This window comes from Actinocorallia longicatena, from assembly GCF_039534125.1.
In the GTDB taxonomy this organism is placed as follows: Bacteria; Actinomycetota; Actinomycetes; order Streptosporangiales; family Streptosporangiaceae; genus Actinocorallia; species Actinocorallia longicatena.
Window position 1 is genome coordinate 52,051 of sequence record NZ_BAAAUV010000008.1, and the last position, 19,155, is coordinate 71,205.

The window sequence follows — 19,155 nt, forward strand, 5'->3', positions numbered from 1 at the left end:
AGCTGGGACGGAGAGTCATGGTGCGGACCTTTCCGTATGGGGTGACGGGAGTGGCGGCGATCGTCGCCGAACCGACGCCGATCGACGACTGGGCCAGAAGGGCCCGCATCCCCTACCGGAACCATCCGGGCCGGGTCCTCACGGGTGCGGAGATCACCCGGATCATGGGGGTCGAGGGCAAGAGCTGGGATCCCCTGCTCTTCGCCACCCTCGGCCCCGCCGTCGACGCGGCCGGGCAGGCGCTCCGGTCCGCCGGGCTCACCGCGGACGACATCGACACCTTCATCACGGCGACGTCGATCCCGTACGAGCCCGTGATGGACGCCGACGCGATGCGCATCGCGTCGGAGCTCGGGCTCCGCCCCGAGGTCGTGCCGATCGGTCTGGCCAGCGGATGCGCCGGCCTGGCCAGGGCGGCGGCCCTGCTGGCGGGTTCGGACGCCCGCCGCGCCCTCGTCGTCACCTACAACGCCCCGAGCAGGGCGATGGGCGACGGCGCCGGGGGAGTCGCCGACCGTTACCTGCACAACATGATCCATCCGACCGGGTCGCAGCTGTGGGCCTCGCCCGCCCTGTTCTCCGACGGGGCCGCCGCGATGGTGTTCGAGCGCGACGCCGGGTCCGGAGGGATGATCACCTACTCCCGTGACCCCGGCGACCCTCTGGTCCTGCATCCGGGCGGCTCGTCGGCCCAGCCGCTCAGCACGCTCGAAGGCCGGATGGGCGCGGCCTACGGGATGAGTTCCGCTGCGATCAAACAGTACTACCGTTCGGGAATGATACGGAATCATCAGGCGCTTCTCAGTGCCGATCCTCGTTATGTGGAGCGATCCGCGCGCGTCTATCTGCACCAGGCCAATCCGCTGCTCGTCGACGATTTCGTCGCGGCGGTGGGGTTGCCGCCGGAGAAGGCGCCCTCCAACGTCCGTACTTACGGCAACCTCATCACCGTCTCCACGCCGCTGCTCCTGCACGAGGACCTGATGGCGGGGACGGTCAGGAGGGGCGACCTGATCGCGGTCTCGCTGGTCGGCGCCGGACCGGAGCGCGGGGCCTACTACGCTCCCGTCCTCGTCCCGAACGTCGAGGAGCTCAGGTCGCCGCGCCCGGCACTGGTGGCGCGATGACCCTGTCCCGCCATGTCCACGGCCCGGTCGACGCGGAGACCCGGGCCGCCCTCACCAAGATCTTCACCGATCAGGTCTTCGTGCGGCGGACCGACCTGCGCCCCACCGAGCACTACGCGCTCACCTACGAACGGCTCCGCCACCTCGGCGGCGAGGCCCCGCGCGGCCGGGCCCTGCCCCGGCATCCCGAGTGGACCTTCGGCCTGGCCCAGTGGACGGCCGTGAGCTGCCCGTCGCTGTTCATGGCGACGGTCCTGCACTACTACCTGTCGCTGGACCCGATCCTGGACTTCGCCTCCTCGCCCGAGGCCGTCGAGCCCTACGTGCGGGAGCTGGAGACCTTCGGGGCGTTCGGGGCGTTCCTCGTCACCGAGATCGGCAGGGGCACCTCGCACCTGGCGCTGCGGACCGAGGCGGTCTACGACGGCGGCGGGTTCGTGCTGCACACCCCCGACCCGGACGCCCGGAAGTTCATGCCGAACACCGGGCTGCCCGGCGTGCCGAAGCTGGGCGTGGTCTGCGCCCGCCTGATCGTCGAGGGCGAGGACAGGGGCGTCTTCCCGTTCGTGGTCAGGGTGCCGGGGGAGGGCGTCGCGGTGCGCCCGCTGCCGCCGTCGCCGCTGGTGCCGCTGGACTACGCCGTCACCTCCTTCGACCGGGTCAGGCTGCCCTTCGAGGCGTGGCTCAGCGACGGCGCCTCGATCACCGCCGAGGGCTACGCCGACCCGCTCGGCGGCGGCGACGCCCGCCTGGTCCGCACCCTCGCGGTGGCGCGCAACATGTGGGCGCTGGCCACCGCGGGCATGGCCGCCACCAGCAGGGCGAGCGTGGCCATCGCGTTCCGGCACGCGGCGGGGCGCGTCACCACCGGTCGGCTGCGGCCCGACCTGCCGGTCCTCGGCTACCGCACCACCCAGGAGAAGCTGCTCGGCGCGCTCGCCACCGCCTACGCGGCCACCGCGCTCGCCAACCAGTCGATGCTCGGCTGGATCCGGCTGCGCTCGGCCGGCCGCCCCGGGGCACCGGCCGGGGAAGGCGACGGGGGGACGCCGACCTGGTTCCCTGTCGCCACGATCAACCGCGACGCCTGCCTGTCGAAGGTCATGGTGACCGGACTCGCGGAACGGGTCGCCGCGGCCTGCCGGCTCAGCGCCGGGGCCCAGGGCGTGCTGGGCTGCAACCGGTACACCGACTACCAGGGGCTCGCGCAGGCCTTCCACTCCGTCGGCGGCGACAACCAGCTGATCGTCCTGGACTCGGCCAAGGCCATGGTCGCCGGGGTCCAGTACGATCCGCCGCCCGGCCTGCCCGCCCCGATCACCGCGCTGACCAGCCCGGCCGACCATCTCCGGCTGGCGGCGACCAGGGAACGCCTCCTGCACGCCGCCCTGTCCACGACCGTCGAGGACGCCCTGAGCGAGGGCGCCGACGAGTTCGACGTCTGGAACGACCATCTCGCGCTCGCCCGCGACCTCGTCGAGGCGGCGGGGGAACATCTCACGCTCGCCACCTTCCTGCGCGCGGCCGAGGCGGAGGAGCCGGCCGTCCAGGAGCTCCTGCGTCCGCTCGTCCAGATCTTCGCGCTGGAGCAGACCGCGCGGCACGCTGATTTCCACCTCCAGCACGGCCTCCTGTCCACCACCGAGGTCGCGGAGATCCCCGGCCTCCTCAACGCCGCCTACGACGCGGTCCTGCCGCACGCCGCCGAGCTCGTCGACGCCTTCGAACTCTCTCGGGAGCTGGTCCAGGCGCCGATCGCGGGCGACTACGTCACGGCGTTCGCGCCCTGACCGCGGCCTTCAGCGCCGTGATCGCCGCCGCCGTCGCGGGGCGCCTCCGGGTGCCCCGCCGGTAGGCGAGCCTGGTCCTGCGGCGGGCCTCCAGGGGGGTCAGCACGACCTCCGCGGGCGCCCCGATCGCCCCGAGCTCGGGGACGAGCGCGACGCCCTGGCCCGCCTCGACCAGAGCCAGGACGGTGCCGAAGTCGTCGGCGTGGTGCCGGACGCGCGGGCTGAACCCGGCGGCCTGGCACGCCCGGACGGTCATCGTGTGGCAGAGCGTCCCCGGGGTGCCCGCGATCCACGAGGCCCCGCTCCGCCCGGCCAGCGGTCCCGGTTCCAGGTCGGCCAGGTAGACGATCTCCTCCAGCAGCGGCTCGGTGTCGAGCGCGGGATCGGGCGCCGCGGGCACGTAGTCGTACTCCTGGACGAGGGCGACGTCGAGGGTGCCCGCGCGCAGGGCGTCCGGCGCGGTGGCGGGGTCGAGCTCGGTGACCATGAGCTCGAGCCCCGGATGCTCGCTGCTCAGCGCGACCAGGGCGGGGGACAGGATCGTCCGCACGGCCGTGGGAAAGGCGCCGATCCGCAGGGCGCCGCTCAGCTCGGGCGCGGCGAGGTCGGCCGACGCCTCCTCCAGCACCGCGAGGATCGTCTCGGCGTGGCCGACCAGGACCAGCGCGGCCGGGGTGAGGGCGACCCGGCGTCCCGTGCGCTCCAGCAGCGCGGTCCCCGCCTCGCGTTCCAGCGCGCTGAGCTGCTGGGAGACGGCCGAAGGGGTGTAGGCGAGCGCCTCGGCGACGGCCGCGATGGTGCCCCGGTGGGCGAGTTCGCGGAGCAGGCGGAGCTTGCGGACGTCCAGCATCACTTCAGCTTACGCTTCACGTTAGAAAGGCGAACTGGACCTGATGGTCGCGAGGTCGGCACCCTGGCGGCATGACACTCACAGGGCTCCACGTCCCGATGATCACCCCGTTCGCCGCGGACGGCTCCGTCGCCGTGCCCGCGCTGGAGCGGCTGGCCCACGAGGTCCTCGATGCCGGGGCGGCCGGGATCGTCGCCCTCGGCACGACCGGGGAGCCGGCGTCCCTGACGCCGGACGAGCGCCGCACCGTCCTGGAGACCTGCGCCGGGGTCTGCCGCGACCGCTCCGCCCCCCTGATCGCCGGGGCGGGCACCAACGCCACCGCGTCCTCGGCCGACGACCTGCTCGCCCTCGCCGGACGGCCGGAGATCGCCGCGGCCCTGGTCGTCGTCCCCTACTACACGCGCCCGTCGGAGGCCGGTGTCGTCGCCCACTTCGAGCGGCTCGCCGCGATCAGCCCGGTCCCCATCGTGATCTACAACATCCCCTACCGGACCGGACGCCCGCTGGGCTTCGAGACCCTGCTCAGGCTGGCGGCGATCCCCGGCGTGACCGGCTTCAAGCACGCGGTCGGCGGCATCGACGAGGACACCGTCCGGTTCATGGCCGCCCGTCCCGAGGGCTGCTCGGTCCTGTGCGGCGACGACCTCTTCCTCGCCCCGCTGCTGGCGATGGGCGCCTCGGGCGGCATCCTGGCCTCGGCCCATCTGCGGACCTCGGACTTCGCGGCCCTCATCGCGGGCGCGGATCCGGCGGGCTCAGCGGGCGGCGGCGCGGGTCACGGCTCGCTCGCGCACAGCCTGGCCCGCACGTCGGCGGCGCTGTTCGAGGCGCCGAACCCGGTGGGCGTCAAGGCGGCCCTGCACGCCGAGGGGCGCATCCCCACCCGGGACGTCCGCCTGCCCCTGCTCGCGGAATGACGAGATCCCCGTGCCCACCCGGGGCGCGGGGATCCTTCGCGGTGCGCGAGCCTCAGATCTGGGTGCGACGGGGGTTGGCGGTGTTGGTCGGCCAGTTCGCGAGAGCGGCCTCCACCTCGGCGGCCAGCTCGGTGTCGACGACAACGGTGGTGGACTGGTCGGTCACGGCGCGTTCCTTCTGCTCAAGTGGGATGGCGTTCCCGCCGGTCAGGCTCGGGACCGGGGCGGAAGCGCACGATGTTACCAGCTAAGGATATCCGGACAATTGGGACTGAGGGGAGTGGATCAAGGGGCCCAACTTCTTACGGACGAAACACCTATAGGCGTGCATTTCATCCCTTTGAAACACGGACTTCTTACCCTGCGGATGTGGCGGACCTCTTTGACGACTACCTGCCGGCGGCGGCCTGGGACGAGATGTTCGAGCGGGCGGGCGTGCCCAGGAGCGCCTACGGCCCCGTGCTGGCGGCGCTCCAGCCCCTCGACAAGGGAGAACTGAGGTTCCGGGCCGACCAGCTGGCCCGCGTTTTCACCGATCGCGGCGTGACCTTCGACTACGCGGGGGAGGAGCGGCCCTTCCCGCTCGATCTCCTGCCGCGGGTCATCGACGCCGCCGAATGGGCGGTGATCGACCAGGGCGTCAGGCAGCGGGTCCGGACGCTCGAGGCCTTCCTCGCGGACGTCTACGGCCCCGCCGAGATCTTCCGGGACGGCCTGGTGCCCTGGCGGCTCGTGTGCTCCTCGGCACACTTCCATCGCCAGGTGGCGGGGCTGACCCCGCCCAACGGGGTCCGCGCCCACGTGTCGGGGATCGACCTGATCCGCGACGAGGACGGCCGGTTCCGGGTCCTGGAGGACAACGTCAGGACCCCCTCGGGTGTGAGCTATGTCATGGAGAACCGGCTGGCGATGACCAGGACGTTCCCCTCGCTCTTCGCCGAGCAGCACGTCCATCCGGTCGACGAGTACCCGGCCCGGCTGCTGCACGCCCTGCGGGCCGCCGCTCCGGCGGGCGTCGACGATCCGGTGGTGGCGGTGCTCACCCCGGGCGTCGGCAACGCCGCCTACTTCGAGCACACGCTGCTCGCCCGGCTGATGGGCGTCGAACTCGTCGAGGGCAGGGACCTGCTCTGCGCCGGCAACCGGGTCTACATCCAGACGACCCAGGGGCGCAGGCCCGTCCATGTGATCTACCGCAGGATCGACGACGGCTACCTGGATCCGCTGCACTTCAACGCCGGGTCGGTGATCGGCTGCCCGGGGATCGTCAACGCCGCGCGGGCCGGGAACGTCACGATCGCCAACGCGGTCGGCAACGGCGTCGCCGACGACAAGCTGATCTACACCTACGTGCCCGAGATGATCCGCTACTACCTGGGGGAGGAGCCCGTCCTGGCGAACGTGGAGTCCCACCGGCTGGAGTCGCCCGACGTCGTCGAGTGGGTGCTGGACCGGCTCGGTGACCTGGTGCTCAAGCCCGTCGACGGCTCGGGCGGCAAGGGCATCGTGATCGGCCCGCACGCCTCGGACCGGGATCTGGCCGAGCTCAGGATCAAGGTCGAGGCCGATCCGCGGGCCTGGATCGCCCAGCGGCCCGTCGCGCTGTCGACCGTCCCGACCCTGACCGAGAACGGTCCCGCCCCCCGGCACGTGGACCTGCGGCCGTTCGCCGTGAACGACGGCGAGGACGTCTGGGTGCTGCCCGGCGGCCTCACCCGCGTCGCCCTGCCCGAGGGCGAGCTCGTCGTGAACTCCTCCCAGGGCGGCGGCTCCAAGGACACGTGGGTCCTGGCCGCCGAGCGGGTCCGCGAACCGCAGGCCCCGCCGATCCCCATGCCCCGCGTGACCCCCGATGCGACCGTGCCCGAAGGCGGACCGGCGGAAGGAGCCCAGCAGCAATGAGAGCCCAGCGAAGATGACGACCGGACTGCTGAGCCGGATCGCCGAGACCCTCTTCTGGATCGGCCGGTACGTGGAGCGGGCCGACGACACCGCGCGGATCCTGGACGTCCACGTGCACCGGATGCTCGAGGAGCCGTCCGGTGACGAGGACGCCGGATGCCGGGCGCTGCTGGCGATCCTCGGGGTCCCCGCGGCGCCGGGCGAGCGCATCGACATCGGCACGGTGCTGGCGGGGCTGGCCTTCGCCGACGACGGGCCGTCCTCGATCGCGGGGGCGCTCCAGGCGGCCCGGACCGGCGGGCGGAGCGTCCGCGAGGTGGTGTCCACCGAGATGTGGGAGTGCCTCAACGTCACCTGGCACGAGCTCCCCGACCGCCGGCGCGCGGCGGGACGGCTCGGCCCGCACATGTTCCTGCGGTACGTCAGGGAACGGGCGGCGCTGTTCTCCGGGCTCGCCGACGCCACGATGAGCCGCGACGAGGGCTGGCACTTCCTGGTGCTGGGCCGCAGCCTGGAGCGGATCGACATGACCGCGCGGCTGCTGTCGCTGCGGATGCCGTCGGCGTCCTACGCCCCCGACTGGTCGATGCTGCTGCGGGCCAGCGGGGCGGACGAGTCCTACATCCGCACCCATGGAGGCACCGGAGATCCGGCGCAGGTCGCGGCGTTCCTGATGCTCGACCGGCTCTTCCCGCGCTCGGTCCTGCACGCCCTCACCCTCGCCGAGGACTGCCTCGCCGCCCTCGACCCCGACCCGTCGCGGGCCGGATTCACCGACGCGGCCCGCCGCCCGATCGGCCGGATGCGGACGCGGCTGGAGTACACCGACACCACGCTGCTGCTCGGTCAGCTCCCCGAGCTGCTGCCCGCGCTCCAGCGCGCCTGCGTGGAGGCGAGCGCGGCCGTCACCGAGAAGTACTTCCAGTACGCGCTGCCCGTCGCCTGGGCACAGGAGGGATGAGGCACGTGTCGACCGAGACCGGCTGGCGGCTGCGCATCACCCACACCACGCGGGTGTCCTACGACGGCGACGCCCGCGCCTCCTACAACGAGCTGCGGATGGCGCCGCTGACCCTGCCGGGGCAGACCGTGCTCGGCAGCCGGATCACCGTGCAGCCGCACGTCGCGGTCTGGACGTACTGGGACTACTGGGGCAGCGAGGTCGCGGCCTTCGACCTCCAGGCGGCGCATCCGTCGCTGGTCATGGTCGCCGCCAGCACCGTCGAGACCAGCCCGGCGCCCCCGCTTCCCGACCCGCCGCCCTGGACCGACCTGCCCGGGCTGGCGCGGGAGCTGGGCCTCGACGAGTACCTGGTCCCGACCGATCGCACCCGCGTCTCGGAGGAGATCGCGGGGCGGGCGAGGAGCCTGGTCGAGGGGCTCGACCCGCACGACGCGGCGCTGCGGCTGGCCGCGTGGATCCGCGACCGGGTCGACTACGTGGCGGGCGCGACGGCCGTCACGACCTCCGCGCAGGAGGCCTGGGAGGTGAGGCAGGGCGTCTGCCAGGACATCGCCCATCTGACGGTCGGCGTCCACCGGGCGGTCGGCCTGCCCGCCCGGTACGTCTCGGGATATCTGCACCCCGATCCCGACGCCCGGCCGGGCGACACCATGGAGGGCCAGTCACACGCCTGGGTGGAGTACTGGGCGGGCGACTGGGTCGCCCACGACCCCACCAACCGGATCCCGGCCGGCGAATGCCATGTGACGGTCGCCCGCGGCCGCGACTACGACGACGTCCCGCCGCTCAAGGGCATCTACCACGGTGCCCCGAGCAGCGTCATGGACGTCACGGTCGAGGTGACGCGCCTTTTCTAGGGCCCTGGGAGGCGGTCAGGTGCTCTGCTTGGCGAGGCAGCCGACGACGCCCTGCGTGCGGCCCTTGCCGAAGGCGCTGACGCGCTCGATGGCGTCGCCGTGGCTGGAGGGGTCGGCCCACTCGGTGTTGTCGGCGAGGGCCGACAGCGACTGGCCGATCTCGGTGGTGTCGCCGTCCTCCCAGGTCAGCGTGCCGTCCTTCTGGGCGCCCCAGAGCACGGCCCCGGCGAGGCAGTCGGCCTGGAGTTCCTTGTCGGTCGAGACGAGGTTCATCTGGAGGCGGTTCTGGATGGCGTGGCCCCACTCGTGCGCCACGACCAGGTAGACGAAGGCGTCGCCCTGCGCGTAACCGGCCTTCATCAGGGCGAAGTCCCAGGCGAGGTAGTCCTCGGGGATGCAGTAGTAGGCGTTGAACTTGTCCGCGGGCTGACCGCCGCAGGTGAACCGCGCGGGATCGTCGCCGTTGTAGACGCCCTTGATGGCGGGCGCCTTGTAGGTGCCGGTGAACAGCTCCGACCAGTGGTCGGACCAGTACTTGTCGACGACCTCGACGGCGCCGTTGATCTCCTTGGTGACGTCGGCGTCGGAGAACTGGGCGTTGGGGGAGGGGTCGCCGGTCTGCTGGGGAGTGTCCGCCGAGGTGTCCTGGGGGGCCTTGGTGGTCTTCATCGAGGGGACGGACGTCGGGGGCGTCTGGTCGACGTTCCCCACCTTGAATTCGCATCCCGTGGTGACGGCGGTGACGGCCGCGACGGACAGGGCGAGCGCGAGAACTCGCTGCTTGAACATCTTGCTTGCTCCGGGGAGGTCAGGGCGGGGGAACTTCGTAGGGTGTGACTCCCGCCGATCTGATCTGGTTCGCCCCTCCCCGGTCACAAATGGAGTGGTCTGTATAACTCTTCGGCTAGCGGGTCACGCGGCGGATCCACTGGGCGAGGTCGTCGAAGACCTCGTCGCGGTTGGTCTCGTTGAAGATCTCGTGGCGGGCCTGGTCGTAGGGCTGGTAGGTGACGTCGGTGAGACCGGCGTCGCGGTAGCGCGACACGACGAGGTCCGACAGGGCGAGCCCGCCGTTGAGGGGGTCCATGCTCCCGACCGCGACGTAGATCGGCAGATCGAACGTCACGCCGGAGGGGTCGGCCAGGCGCGGGGCGGCGTCGGTCAGCTCGGTCATGCCCTGGAGGTCGAGCTCGAAGCCGCAGTACTCGTCGGCGACGTACAGGTCGACCTGGGCCTCGTCGCGCGACAGCCAGTCGAACGGCGTCCTGGCGGGCTCGAACGGCGCGTTGAACAGCTCCAGCACGTTGACCGACGGGTCCGGCGGCCCGGCCAGGAGCTGGTCGATGGCGGTCGTGCCCGACAGGGCCAGCCCGTCGAGGAGCTCGGAGTGGTCCAGCACGTACTGCTGGGCGGCGAACGAGCCGAGGCTGTGCGCGACCAGCACCAGCGGCACCCCCGGATGCTGCTTGCGGAGCAGCCCGGTCAGCGTGACCATGTCCTCGACCAGCAGGTTCCACCCGCCGTCGCCGAGGACGCCGGGACCGGCGTGCATGCTCTTGCCGTGGCCGCGGTGGTCGGCGGCGTAGACGGAGTAGCCCAGCCCGTTGAGGTGGGCCGCGAGCGGCGCGTAGCGGGCGGCGTGCTCGCCCATGCCGTGGGCGACCTGGACGACGGCGCGCGGCTCGTCGACGGGCCACTCGTGCACGGTGATCGCGACGCCGTCGCCGCCGGGGTAGGTGAACATCGCGGTCTCCTCAGGAGGTGGGGGTGCGCAGCAGGTCGGCGACGCGCGCGCGGACGTCGGGGGTGTCGAGCCCGCGCAGGGTGAGGGTGGTCCGGCGGCGCAGGACGTCGTCGGGGGTGCAGGCCCATTCGTGGTCGCGAGCGTAGACGGCCTGCGCCCAGATGTCAGGGCCCTCGGGGTGGATGGGGGCGCCGAGCGCGGGATCCCTGCGGACCAGCTCGGCGAGGTCGAAGGCGAGACTGCCGTAGTGGGTGGCCAGATGGGCGGCGACGGTCGGCTCCATCGGCTCGCTGGCCGTCAGCCGGTGCATGACGGCCGCGGGCGCCGCCAGGCCCGGCAGCGGCATCGTGCGCAGAACGTCGGAGCCCACGCCGAGACGGTCGAGGACGACGCGGCCGATGTGCCGGTAGGTCGTCCACTTGCCGCCCGCGATCGACAGCATGCCGCGGCGGCCCTCGGTGATGACCGTCTCGCGCTTGGCGGTGGTGACGTCGCCCGGCCCGCCCGGCAGGACCCGCAGTCCCGCGAAGGCGTAGGTGACGTCCGCGGGGTCGACCGTGACGGCCTGCCCGGCCTCGGCGAGGATCTGGGCGACGTCGAGGCCGGTCGCGCGGACGTCGCCGGGATCGCCCTCGTACGGCTCGTCGGTGGTGCCGAGCAGGAGGTGGTCCTCCCACGGGACGGCGAAGGAGACCCGGTACTTGTCGAGCGGGATCGTCAGGGCGGCCTTCCACGGCTCGTGCCGCTTCGCCACGACGTGGGCGCCCTTGGACAGCCGGACCGAGGGGGCGGCGCCGGGGTTCTCCAGGGCGCGGAGCCGGTCCACCCACGGGCCGGTCGCGTTGAGGACGAGCCGGGCGTCGACCCCGAACTCGGCGCCGTCGAGGGCGTCGCGCAGGTCGGCGCCGGAGATGCGGCCCGAGCGGCTGCGCAGCCCCTCGACCCTGGCGTGGTTGAGCACGACCGCCCCGGCGGCGACGGCCGCGCGGACCGTCATGATCGCCAGCCGGGAGTCGTTCATCTGGTGGTCGGTGTAGACGGCCGCGGCGCGCAGCCCCTCGGTGCGCAGCCCCGGCACCTGCTGGGCGGCCTGGGCCCGGCTGACGACCCGGCCGAGGCCGTCGCCGAACGCCGACAGCGCCGAGTACAGGAAGACGCCCGCCCCGAGCTTGGCGGCGCCGTGCGGGCCGCCGCTGTAGATCGGCACCAGGAACTGGCGCGGGCTGACCAGGTGCGGGGCGACCTCGGCGGCCAGGGTGCGGCGTTCGCGGTGGTTCTCGGCGACCAGCTTCACGTTGCCGGTCTGCAGGTAGCGCAGCCCGCCGTGGACCAGCTTGGTCGACGCGCTGGACGTCGCCCCCGCGAAGTCGCCGCCGTCGACCAGCGCGACCCGCAGGCCGGCCTGGGCGGCGGTCCAGGCGGCGGCGATGCCGACGATCCCGCCGCCGATGACCAGCAGGTCGAAGGTGCCCCTGGCCAGTTCGGCGCGGGCGGCCTCGCGGCCGGCGTCGTGGATGACGGTGCTCATGAGTCCTCTTCCTCAAGGTCGTCGGCGTCGAGCCAGCCCTTGGCGCGCTCGACGGCCTTGGCCCATTTGCGCTGGTGGCGGGAGCGGGTGGCGGCGTCCATCCGGGGGGTCCACTCGGCGGCGCGCCGCCATTCGGCGCGCAGGGCGTCGAGGTCGGGCCAGACGCCGGTGACCAGGCCCGCGGCGTGCGCCGCGCCCAGGCAGGTGGTCTCGGCGACGAACGGGCGCTCCACCGGGACGTCGAGGACGTCGGCGATGGTCTGCATCAGCAGGTTGTTGGCGGTCATGCCGCCGTCGACCCGCAGGGAGCGCAGCGGCATGCCCGCGGAGAGGCCCGCGACGTCCAGGAGCATCGCGTCGACGACCTCACGGGTCTGCCAGGCGGTCGACTCCAGCACCGCACGGGCCAGGTGGCCCTTGCCCGCGTAGCCGGTCATCCCGACCAGGACGCCGCGGGCGTCCGGCGACCAGTGCGGGGCGAACAGCCCGCTGAAGGCGGGCACGAAGTAGAGGCCGCCGCTGTCCTCGACGCTCAGCGCCAGGGTCTCGACCTCGGCGGCCGTCGCGATCAGGCCCATCTTGTCGCGCAGCCACTGGGTGAGGGAGCCGGTGTTGGCGATCGAGCCCTCGAGCGCGTAGACGGGCGGCTCGCCGCCGAACTGGTAGCCGAGCGTGGTCAGCAGCCCGTGGCTGGAGCGGACGATCTCCTTCCCGGTGTTGAGGAGCAGGAACGCGCCGGTGCCGTAGGTCGACTTGGCCTCGCCGGGATCGAAGCAGGTCTGGCCGAGCAGCGCCGCGTGCTGGTCGCCGAGCGCGGCGGCGATGGGGACGCCCTCCAGCACGCCGGTCGCGGTGCCGTAGTGCTCGGCCGAGGAACGGATCTCCGGCAGCACGGACTCGGGGACGCCGAGCGCGGCCAGGATCTTCGGGTCCCAGCCGAGGGTGGCGAGGTTCATCAGCGAGGTGCGGCCGGCGTTGGTGACGTCGGTGACGTGCGCGGCACCGCCGGTGAGGTTCCAGATCAGCCAGGTGTCCATGGTGCCGAACATCAGCTCGCCCCGCTCGGCCCGCTCCCGCAGGCCCGGCACGTGGTCGAGCAGCCACCGGATCTTGGGTCCGGAGAAGTAGGACGCCAGCGGGAGACCGGTCTCGGCCTGGAAGCGGTGGCGGCCGAGCTCCGCGCACAGGACGTCGGTGCGGGTGTCCTGCCAGACGATCGCGTTGTGCACCGGGCGCCCGGTGGCCCGGTCCCACAGCACGGTGGTCTCGCGCTGGTTGGTGATGCCGACCGCCGACAGCTCGTCGGGGCGCAGCCCCGCCTTGGCGAGCGCGCCGGTGACGACCTGCTGGACCCGCTCCCAGATCTCGGACGCGTCGTGCTCGACCCAGCCGGGCCGGGGGAAGATCTGGCGGTGCTCGCGCTGGTCGATCGCCACGATGCGGCTGTCGGAGTCGAAGACGATGCACCGGCTGGAGGTGGTGCCCTGATCGATGGCCGCGACGAACGGCATGGGTTCCTCCGCTGCTGGGTGATCCGGTCGGTCAGCCTACCTCTGTTCGACAATGCCGAACAGGGATTGATTTCTTGGTTACCCCACAGTAAGGTCCCGGGCGCCCGAAGGGAACGCGGCCACGCCCGGCATCGGTACGCGGCTCGTCGGGGAACGGTTCAGAAGGGGCTGGCGCCCAGGTCACGGCTGATCGCGCGGGCCGTGTCGCGGACGGCCGCGACCAGCGCGGGGAGCGGTTCGCCCCCGCCGGTGAGGCGCTCGACCGCCCCGCTCACGCCGACCGCGCCCAGCGGGGTGCCCCTGCGGTCGCGGATCAGCGCGGCGATCCCCGCGGTGCCCTCGACGGCCTCCTCGCGCTCGGACGCCCAGCCGCGCTCGCGGATGACGGCGCACTCGAGGTCGAGGCCGGCGGGGGAGACGACGGTCCGCTTGGTGAACGGCTTCAGCACGCCGTCGAGCTCGGCGCGGGCCACCGGATCGTGGGCGACCAGGACCTTGCCCCAGGCGGTGGCGTGCAGCGGGAGCATCGCGCCGATCTCCAGGACCTGGCGGCTGCCGTCGGGGCGGAACACGTGATGGACGACCAGGACGCCGCCGTGGTGCAGCACGCCGATCCGGACGCTCTCGCCCGTCGCCCTGGCCAGGTCGTCGGACCAGACGAGGGCGCGGGCGCGCAGCTCGTGGACGTCGAGGTAGCTGTTGCCGAGCCGGAGCAGCTCGGCGCCGAGCTGGTAGCGGCCCGTCTCGGCGTCCTGCTCGACGAAGCCCTCCTGCTGGAGCGTGCGCAGGATGCCGTGGACGGTGCCCTTGGCCAGGCCGAGCGTCACCGACAGGTCGGTCAGGCCCAGCCGGCGCTCGCCCCCCGCCAGCAGCCGCAGGATCGCGGCGGCGCGTTCGAGCGACTGGATGGAACCGGGCATGGGGGGATCGTAGTCCACCCCCTCAGCGCAGGTCCTCCTCCTGGCTGGGGCGCAGCAGGGCCGGGTGCAGCAGCCGGGCGTCGCCGGAGCGGTACAGCTTGGCGCGGGGGCCGCCGCGCCGCCCGCCGTGCTCGGTGGAGTGGCCCGTCGTCTCGACGAAGCCGGGAACCGAGAGGACCTTCCGGTGGAAGTTGCCGGCGTGCAGCTCCTCGTTCCAGACCGTCTCGTAGACGGCCCGCAGCTCGGGGATCGTGAACTCCTCGCCGAGGAAGGCCGTGGCCAGCGGGGTGTACTCGAGCTTGGCGCGGGCCCGCTCCAGGCCGTCGGACAGGATCCCGGCGTGGTCGAAGGCCAGCTTGCGGGTGGTGCCGGGCGGCTGGGAGGCGGCGGCGGTCAGGCCCAGCGAGGTGACCGGAACCCAGGCGGCGTCGGCGGCGTCGGTCCCGGCCGACGGGTCGGGGAGCGCGGGCCCGAAGGCCAGGTAGGCGACCGAGATGACGCGCATGCGCGGGTCGCGGCCGGGCCCGCCGTAGGTGCCGAGCTGCTCCAGGTGGACCCGGCCGAGCTCCTTCAGCCCGGTCTCCTCCGCCAGCTCCCGCGCGGCCGCGTCGGGCAGGTCCTCGGAGTCGTTGACCGCGCGGACGAACCCGCCGGGCAGCGCCCACCGGCCCTGGAAGGGAGGGGCTCCGCGCTGGACGAGCAGCACGTGCAGGACCCCGTCGCGGATGGTCAGCGCGACGACGTCGACGGTCACCGAGACCGGGTCGTACTGCCGGGGGTCGTAGGCGGCCAGGAACTCCGCGTCAGCGTCCTGGGTCATGCTCCGATCGTAACGCGGCCCCTCGCGACGCGTTACGATCAACACTGGGAAGGAGCCCTCCATGGCAGACGCCTACGTGCAGGTCACCACCACGATCGATGAGCGGTCCGACGCGGCCGATCTCGCCCGGTCGGCGGTGGAGGAACGCCTGGCCGCCTGCGCCCAGGTGCTCGGTCCCGTCTCGAGCACCTACTGGTGGGAGGGCGAGGTGGAGATCGCCGAGGAGTGGATGGTCCTGTTCAAGACCACCGCCGACCGCTTCGAGGAACTCGCGATCCACATCAACGACCGTCACTCCTACGACACCCCCGAGATCATCGCCACCCCGGTCGTCGCGGGCAGCGCCGAGTACCTCGGCTGGATCACCGAGCAGACGACCGACCCTGACGACGACCCCGACGACGACGGCGACGATTCCGATGACGGCCGCGACCTCATCGACGACGACATCGAGATCGTCGACTAGGGACCGTTCCCGTGTTTGCCGACGTCCGGAACTGGCGACATATCGGACTATAAGCCGTCACTTACGCTTGGCTGCGGGAGTCCGTGTGGAGAACGAGGACTACGGGCTGTTCGGGCCCGGGTCGGTGACCTGGCGGGTCATGGGGGAGCCGGTCCTGATGGTCGGCGGGTTCCGGGCGCTGCTGCTCCAGGCGCTGCACCCGCGGACCATGTGGGGGACCGCGCAGAACTCCGACCTGATGGACCCGGACGCCGCCTGGTCGCGGCTGGCCAGGACCATCGACTTCGTGCGGGTGCGGACCTGGCGGCCGGTTCCGGAGGTGGAGCGGGTCGGGCGGCGGGTCAGGAAGCTGCACTCCAAGATGAGCGGGCTCGACCTTCGCACCGGGGAGATCTTCCCGATCGACGCTCCGGAGAACCTGCTCTGGGTGCACATGGGCGAGGTCGACTCCTACCTCGACGTCGCCCGGCGGGCGGGCGTCCCGCTGAGCCGCGAGGACTGCGACCGGTTCGTCGACGAGCAGCGCCGGGCCGCCGAGGTCGTCGGGCTCGACCCCGCGGACGTCCCGGCGTCGGTGGGGGAGATGGCCGACTACTACACCGGGATCCGGCCGGACCTGTTCGCCTGCCGGGAGGCCAAGGACGGGCTGCGCCGGCTGTTCAACCCCGACGTCCCGCTGCCGTTCACCCCGCTGAAGCTGGCGGCGCCGGGGATGGCGACCCTGGTCGTGTCGACCCTGCCCCGCTGGTCGCGCCGCCTGTACGGCCTCCCCGGGCTGCCGACCTCCGACCTGTGGGCCACGATGAGCCTCAAGGCCCTCTACCGCACGACCCATCTCGTGCCCGCGCCGCTGCGCTACCCGCCGGACGCCAGGCGGGCGCGCGCCCTCAGCAGGGATCTCGGCCGGCGGGTCAGCCGCGCCGCATGAGCCGTCCGACGGCGGCCATGAGCTCGGTCGACATCTCCTCGGACTGGCCCTCCTGCGCGGCGTTGGTGACGCAGTGCCGGACATGGCCGTCCAGGAGGCCGAGGGCCACCTTGTCCAGCGCGGCCTGGATCGCGCTGATCTGGGTCAGGACGTCGATGCAGTAGCGGTCCTCCTCGACCATGCGCTCGATCCCGCGCACCTGGCCCTCGATCCGGCGGAGCCGGGTCTGCAGCTGGTCCTTGGTCGCGGTGTAGCCGCGCGTCGTCATGACTCGTCTCACATTCGCCGATGGGTGCCCGGACATCAGGTTACAACCCTGGGGGGGTATGCTATGTTCCAGCATCAGATACCCCTACCCCGTATATCTATAGGAGCGGAAATGTCGGACCGTATCTACACCGTCGAGGGTATGACCTGCGGGCACTGCGTGGCCTCCGTCACCGAGGAGATCACCGAGGTGGCCGGGGTCACCGGCGTCCAGGTCGACCTGCCCACGGGGCGCGTCACGGTCTCCGGCGACGGCTTCGGGGACGAGGCGGTGGCCAAGGCCGTCGCCGAGGCCGGATACACGGTGGTGACGTCGTGAGCGGCGGGCCGGTGACCAGCCTGGATCTGCCCGTCACCGGGATGACCTGCGCGTCGTGCGCGAACAGGATCGAACGCAAGCTGAACAGGATGGACGGGGTCTCCGCCTCCGTCAACTATGCGACCGAGACGGCCAGCGTCACCTACGACGCGCCGGTCACCCCGCGGGACCTGATCGCGACGATCGAGGCCGCCGGGTACGGGGCGTCGCTGCCCGAGCGGGACGAGCCCGGCGAGGGGACCGGGGAGAAGCCCGCCGCGGAGTCCGATCCGCTGCGGACCCGGTTCCTCTGGGCGGTGGCGCTGTCGGCTCCGGTGCTGGTCCTGTCCATGATCCCCGCGCTGCAGTTCCGGAACTGGCAGTGGCTGGTCCTCCAGCTCGCCACCCCGGTCGTGCTGTGGGCGGGCTGGCCCTTCCACCGGGCGGCCTGGACCAACCTGCGGCACGGCGCGGCCACCATGGACACGCTCGTGTCGGTCGGCACGCTCGCCGCCTGGGCCTGGTCGGTCGTCGCGCTGTTCTTCGGCGACGCCGGGATGCCCGGGATGCGGATGTCGTTCGAGCTGGTGCCGTCGAGGACGGAGGGGCCGAGCGAGCTGTACCTCGAGGTGGCCTCGGTGGTCGTCGCGGCCGTCCTGGGCGGGCGGTACTTCGAGCTGCGGGCCCGCCGCCGCGCGGGATCGGCCCTCCGGGCCCTGCTCGAGCTCGGGGCCAAGGACGTGGCGCTGCTCCGCGACGGGGCCGAGGTCCGCGTCCCGGTGGAGCGGCTGGCCGTCGGCGACCTGTTCGTGGTCAGGCCGGGCGAGAAGATCGCCACGGACGGGATCGTGGAGGAGGGCGCGTCGGCCGTCGACCAGTCGCTGCTCACCGGCGAGTCCGTGCCGGTGGAGAAGGGTCCGGGCGACGACGTCGCGGGGGCCACGGTGAACGCCGGCGGACGGCTGGTCGTCCGGGCCACGAAGGTCGGCGCCGACACCGCGCTCGCCCAGATAGGCCGGATGGTCACCGAGGCGCAGTCGGGCAAGGCCCCCGTGCAGCGGCTGGCCGACCGGGTCGCGGGGGTGTTCGTCCCGATCGTGATCGTGCTCGCCCTGGCGACCCTGGCGTTCTGGCTGCTGCGCGGCGAGCCGGCGGCGTTCGCCTTCACCTCGGCGGTCGCCGTCCTGATCATCGCCTGCCCGTGCGCGCTGGGCCTGGCCACGCCGACGGCGCTGCTGGTCGGCACCGGGCGGGGCGCCCAGCTCGGACTGCTGATCAAGGGGCCGGAGATCCTCGAGGCCACGCGCAGGGCCGACACGATCGTGCTCGACAAGACCGGCACGGTGACCACGGGGAAGATGACGCTGCTGGAGACCGTCACGGTCGCCGGGCTGGCGGAGGACGAGGCGCTGCGGCTGGCCGCCGCGGTGGAGAACGCCTCCGAGCACCCGGTGGCCAGGGCGATCGCCGCGGCCGTCGCGGAACCGCCCGCCGTGGAGTCGTTCGCGAGCAGGGAGGGGCTGGGCGCCGAGGGGACCGTCGAGGGCAGGACCGTCGTGATCGGGCGGCCCGCGCTGCTCGCCGCCCGGTCGGTGCGCCTGGACCGGGAGCTGGCCGCGGCCGTCGAGGACGCCCAGGGCCGCGGGCTCACCGCGGTCGCGATGGCCGTCGACGGCAAGCCCGCCGCGGTCTTCGCCGTCGGCGACACCGTCAAGGACTCCAGCCCCGCGGCCGTCGCCCGGCTGAAGGCGCTGGGGCTGCGGCCGGTCCTGCTCACCGGCGACAACGCCGCCACGGCCCGCGCGGTCGGCGACGCCGTCGGCATCGAGGAGGTGATCGCGGAGGTGCTGCCGGGGGAGAAGGCGGCCGTCGTCGCGCGGCTGCAGTCCGAGGGCAGGGTCGTCGCGATGGCGGGCGACGGCGTCAACGACGCCCCCGCGCTGGCCCAGGCCGACCTCGGGCTGGCCATCGGCACCGGCACCGACGTCGCGATCGAGGCAGCCGACCTGACCCTGGTCTCCGGCGACCTCCGCTCGGCCCCCGACGCGATCGAGCTGTCCCGCCGCACCCTGCGCACCATCAAGCAGAACCTGGCCTGGGCGTTCGGCTACAACGTCGCCGCGATCCCGCTGGCCGCCCTCGGCCTGCTGAACCCGGTGATCGCCGGTGCCGCGATGGCCTTCTCCAGCGTCTCGGTCGTGGCCAACGCGCTCCGCCTGCGCCGCTTCACCCCGTCACGCCGGGAATAGCAGGGCCCCCAAGG

18 protein-coding genes are annotated in these 19,155 nt (G+C 72.7%); 10 read left to right on the forward strand and 8 right to left on the reverse strand.

Annotated features, from left to right (window positions below; all coding sequences use genetic code 11):
* Window positions 1–17: 17 nt before the first annotated feature.
* Together ABD785_RS18030 and ABD785_RS18035 are read left to right on the forward strand one after the other, a co-directional pair.
* Window positions 18–1,127, forward strand: coding sequence for a 3-oxoacyl-[acyl-carrier-protein] synthase III C-terminal domain-containing protein (locus ABD785_RS18030; RefSeq protein ID WP_344829428.1), 1,110 nt, complete (start codon window positions 18–20; stop codon window positions 1,125–1,127).
* On the forward strand, window positions 1,124–2,917 hold the full coding sequence (locus ABD785_RS18035; protein WP_344829430.1) for an acyl-CoA dehydrogenase: 1,794 nt from the start codon (window positions 1,124–1,126) through the stop codon (window positions 2,915–2,917). The genes ABD785_RS18030 and ABD785_RS18035 overlap by 4 nt, the downstream gene beginning before the upstream one ends.
* On the opposite strand, the gene ABD785_RS18040 is transcribed toward ABD785_RS18035, so the two are convergent.
* A complete protein-coding gene (locus ABD785_RS18040; RefSeq protein ID WP_344829432.1) occupies window positions 2,898–3,767 on the reverse strand; it encodes a LysR family transcriptional regulator in 870 nt (289 codons plus the stop codon). The two genes, ABD785_RS18035 and ABD785_RS18040, sit on opposite strands and share 20 nt — an antisense overlap.
* A gap of 71 nt (window positions 3,768–3,838) precedes the next feature.
* Between ABD785_RS18040 and ABD785_RS18045 the strand changes: the two genes are divergently transcribed.
* The 4 genes from ABD785_RS18045 to ABD785_RS18060 all read left to right on the forward strand — a co-directional run bounded on the left by ABD785_RS18045 (window position 3,839) and on the right by ABD785_RS18060 (window position 8,410).
* Window positions 3,839–4,687, forward strand: a complete 849-nt coding sequence (locus ABD785_RS18045; protein WP_344829434.1) for a dihydrodipicolinate synthase family protein — start codon at window positions 3,839–3,841, stop codon at window positions 4,685–4,687.
* A 369-nt stretch (window positions 4,688–5,056) separates the two neighbouring features.
* Window positions 5,057–6,589 carry a circularly permuted type 2 ATP-grasp protein gene (locus tag ABD785_RS18050; protein ID WP_344829436.1) on the forward strand — a complete coding sequence of 511 codons (1,533 nt, stop codon included), beginning with the start codon at window positions 5,057–5,059 and terminating at the stop codon, window positions 6,587–6,589.
* 13 nt (window positions 6,590–6,602) lie between these two features.
* Entirely contained in the window at window positions 6,603–7,550 is a 948-nt protein-coding gene (locus tag ABD785_RS18055; protein WP_344829438.1) for an alpha-E domain-containing protein, read from the forward strand.
* A gap of 5 nt (window positions 7,551–7,555) precedes the next feature.
* Window positions 7,556–8,410 carry a transglutaminase family protein gene (locus ABD785_RS18060; protein WP_344829440.1) on the forward strand — a complete coding sequence of 285 codons (855 nt, stop codon included), beginning with the start codon at window positions 7,556–7,558 and terminating at the stop codon, window positions 8,408–8,410.
* A 15-nt stretch (window positions 8,411–8,425) separates the two neighbouring features.
* On the opposite strand, the gene ABD785_RS18065 is transcribed toward ABD785_RS18060, so the two are convergent.
* The 6 genes from ABD785_RS18065 to ABD785_RS18090 form a co-directional block, all read right to left on the reverse strand.
* A complete protein-coding gene (locus tag ABD785_RS18065; protein ID WP_344829443.1) occupies window positions 8,426–9,199 on the reverse strand; it encodes a neutral zinc metallopeptidase in 774 nt (257 codons plus the stop codon).
* 115 nt (window positions 9,200–9,314) lie between these two features.
* A complete protein-coding gene (locus tag ABD785_RS18070) occupies window positions 9,315–10,154 on the reverse strand; it encodes an alpha/beta fold hydrolase (RefSeq protein ID WP_344829444.1) in 840 nt (279 codons plus the stop codon).
* Between the two features lie 10 nt (window positions 10,155–10,164).
* Complete coding sequence (locus ABD785_RS18075; protein ID WP_344829447.1) at window positions 10,165–11,682, reverse strand: glycerol-3-phosphate dehydrogenase/oxidase; 1,518 nt, start codon at window positions 11,680–11,682, stop codon at window positions 10,165–10,167.
* Window positions 11,679–13,193 carry a glycerol kinase GlpK gene (gene glpK, locus ABD785_RS18080; RefSeq protein WP_344829449.1) on the reverse strand — a complete coding sequence of 505 codons (1,515 nt, stop codon included), beginning with the start codon at window positions 13,191–13,193 and terminating at the stop codon, window positions 11,679–11,681. The genes ABD785_RS18075 and glpK overlap by 4 nt, the downstream gene beginning before the upstream one ends.
* 158 nt (window positions 13,194–13,351) lie before the next feature.
* Window positions 13,352–14,113 carry an IclR family transcriptional regulator gene (locus ABD785_RS18085; protein WP_344829452.1) on the reverse strand — a complete coding sequence of 254 codons (762 nt, stop codon included), beginning with the start codon at window positions 14,111–14,113 and terminating at the stop codon, window positions 13,352–13,354.
* Window positions 14,114–14,135: 22 nt separating this feature from the next.
* Entirely contained in the window at window positions 14,136–14,933 is a 798-nt protein-coding gene (locus tag ABD785_RS18090) for an NUDIX hydrolase (protein ID WP_344829454.1), read from the reverse strand.
* Window positions 14,934–14,994: 61 nt separating this feature from the next.
* Here ABD785_RS18090 and cutA point away from each other — a divergent pair, with 61 nt between their 5' ends.
* Window positions 14,995–15,399: a divalent-cation tolerance protein CutA gene (gene cutA / locus ABD785_RS18095; RefSeq protein ID WP_344829456.1), complete on the forward strand. Its 405-nt coding sequence runs from the start codon at window positions 14,995–14,997 to the stop codon at window positions 15,397–15,399.
* An 85-nt stretch (window positions 15,400–15,484) separates the two neighbouring features.
* Window positions 15,485–16,327 (forward strand): oxygenase MpaB family protein, encoded by an 843-nt coding sequence (locus ABD785_RS18100; protein WP_344829459.1) that lies wholly within the window; start codon window positions 15,485–15,487, stop codon window positions 16,325–16,327.
* Here the strand turns inward: ABD785_RS18100 and ABD785_RS18105 are convergent.
* Complete coding sequence (locus tag ABD785_RS18105) at window positions 16,311–16,595, reverse strand: metal-sensitive transcriptional regulator (RefSeq protein ID WP_344829460.1); 285 nt, start codon at window positions 16,593–16,595, stop codon at window positions 16,311–16,313. The genes ABD785_RS18100 and ABD785_RS18105 overlap by 17 nt on opposite strands.
* A gap of 111 nt (window positions 16,596–16,706) precedes the next feature.
* Here ABD785_RS18105 and ABD785_RS18110 point away from each other — a divergent pair, with 111 nt between their 5' ends.
* Both ABD785_RS18110 and ABD785_RS18115 read left to right on the forward strand, forming a co-directional pair.
* Window positions 16,707–16,913 (forward strand): heavy-metal-associated domain-containing protein, encoded by a 207-nt coding sequence (locus tag ABD785_RS18110; RefSeq protein WP_344829462.1) that lies wholly within the window; start codon window positions 16,707–16,709, stop codon window positions 16,911–16,913.
* Window positions 16,914–16,954: 41 nt separating this feature from the next.
* The gene (locus tag ABD785_RS18115) at window positions 16,955–19,141 is read left to right on the forward strand and encodes a heavy metal translocating P-type ATPase (protein ID WP_344830120.1); all 2,187 of its coding nucleotides are present in this window, start codon (window positions 16,955–16,957) and stop codon (window positions 19,139–19,141) included.
* The last annotated feature ends 14 nt before the right edge of the window (window positions 19,142–19,155 follow it).

Coding starts and splice junctions, on each gene's coding strand:
- ABD785_RS18035 (WP_344829430.1), top strand. CDS start 1,124: ATGACCCTGTCCCGCCATGTCCACGGCCCGGTCGACGCGGAGACCCGG.
- ABD785_RS18070 (WP_344829444.1), bottom strand. CDS start 10,154: ATGTTCACCTACCCCGGCGGCGACGGCGTCGCGATCACCGTGCACGAG.
- ABD785_RS18030 (WP_344829428.1), top strand. CDS start 18: ATGGTGCGGACCTTTCCGTATGGGGTGACGGGAGTGGCGGCGATCGTC.
- ABD785_RS18075 (WP_344829447.1), bottom strand. CDS start 11,682: ATGAGCACCGTCATCCACGACGCCGGCCGCGAGGCCGCCCGCGCCGAA.
- ABD785_RS18055 (WP_344829438.1), top strand. CDS start 6,603: ATGACGACCGGACTGCTGAGCCGGATCGCCGAGACCCTCTTCTGGATC.
- ABD785_RS18115 (WP_344830120.1), top strand. CDS start 16,955: ATGACCTGCGCGTCGTGCGCGAACAGGATCGAACGCAAGCTGAACAGG.
- ABD785_RS18085 (WP_344829452.1), bottom strand. CDS start 14,113: ATGCCCGGTTCCATCCAGTCGCTCGAACGCGCCGCCGCGATCCTGCGG.
- ABD785_RS18040 (WP_344829432.1), bottom strand. CDS start 3,767: ATGCTGGACGTCCGCAAGCTCCGCCTGCTCCGCGAACTCGCCCACCGG.
- ABD785_RS18045 (WP_344829434.1), top strand. CDS start 3,839: ATGACACTCACAGGGCTCCACGTCCCGATGATCACCCCGTTCGCCGCG.
- ABD785_RS18090 (WP_344829454.1), bottom strand. CDS start 14,933: ATGACCCAGGACGCTGACGCGGAGTTCCTGGCCGCCTACGACCCCCGG.
- ABD785_RS18105 (WP_344829460.1), bottom strand. CDS start 16,595: ATGACGACGCGCGGCTACACCGCGACCAAGGACCAGCTGCAGACCCGG.
- ABD785_RS18110 (WP_344829462.1), top strand. CDS start 16,707: ATGTCGGACCGTATCTACACCGTCGAGGGTATGACCTGCGGGCACTGC.
- glpK (WP_344829449.1), bottom strand. CDS start 13,193: ATGCCGTTCGTCGCGGCCATCGATCAGGGCACCACCTCCAGCCGGTGC.
- ABD785_RS18065 (WP_344829443.1), bottom strand. CDS start 9,199: ATGTTCAAGCAGCGAGTTCTCGCGCTCGCCCTGTCCGTCGCGGCCGTC.
- cutA (WP_344829456.1), top strand. CDS start 14,995: ATGGCAGACGCCTACGTGCAGGTCACCACCACGATCGATGAGCGGTCC.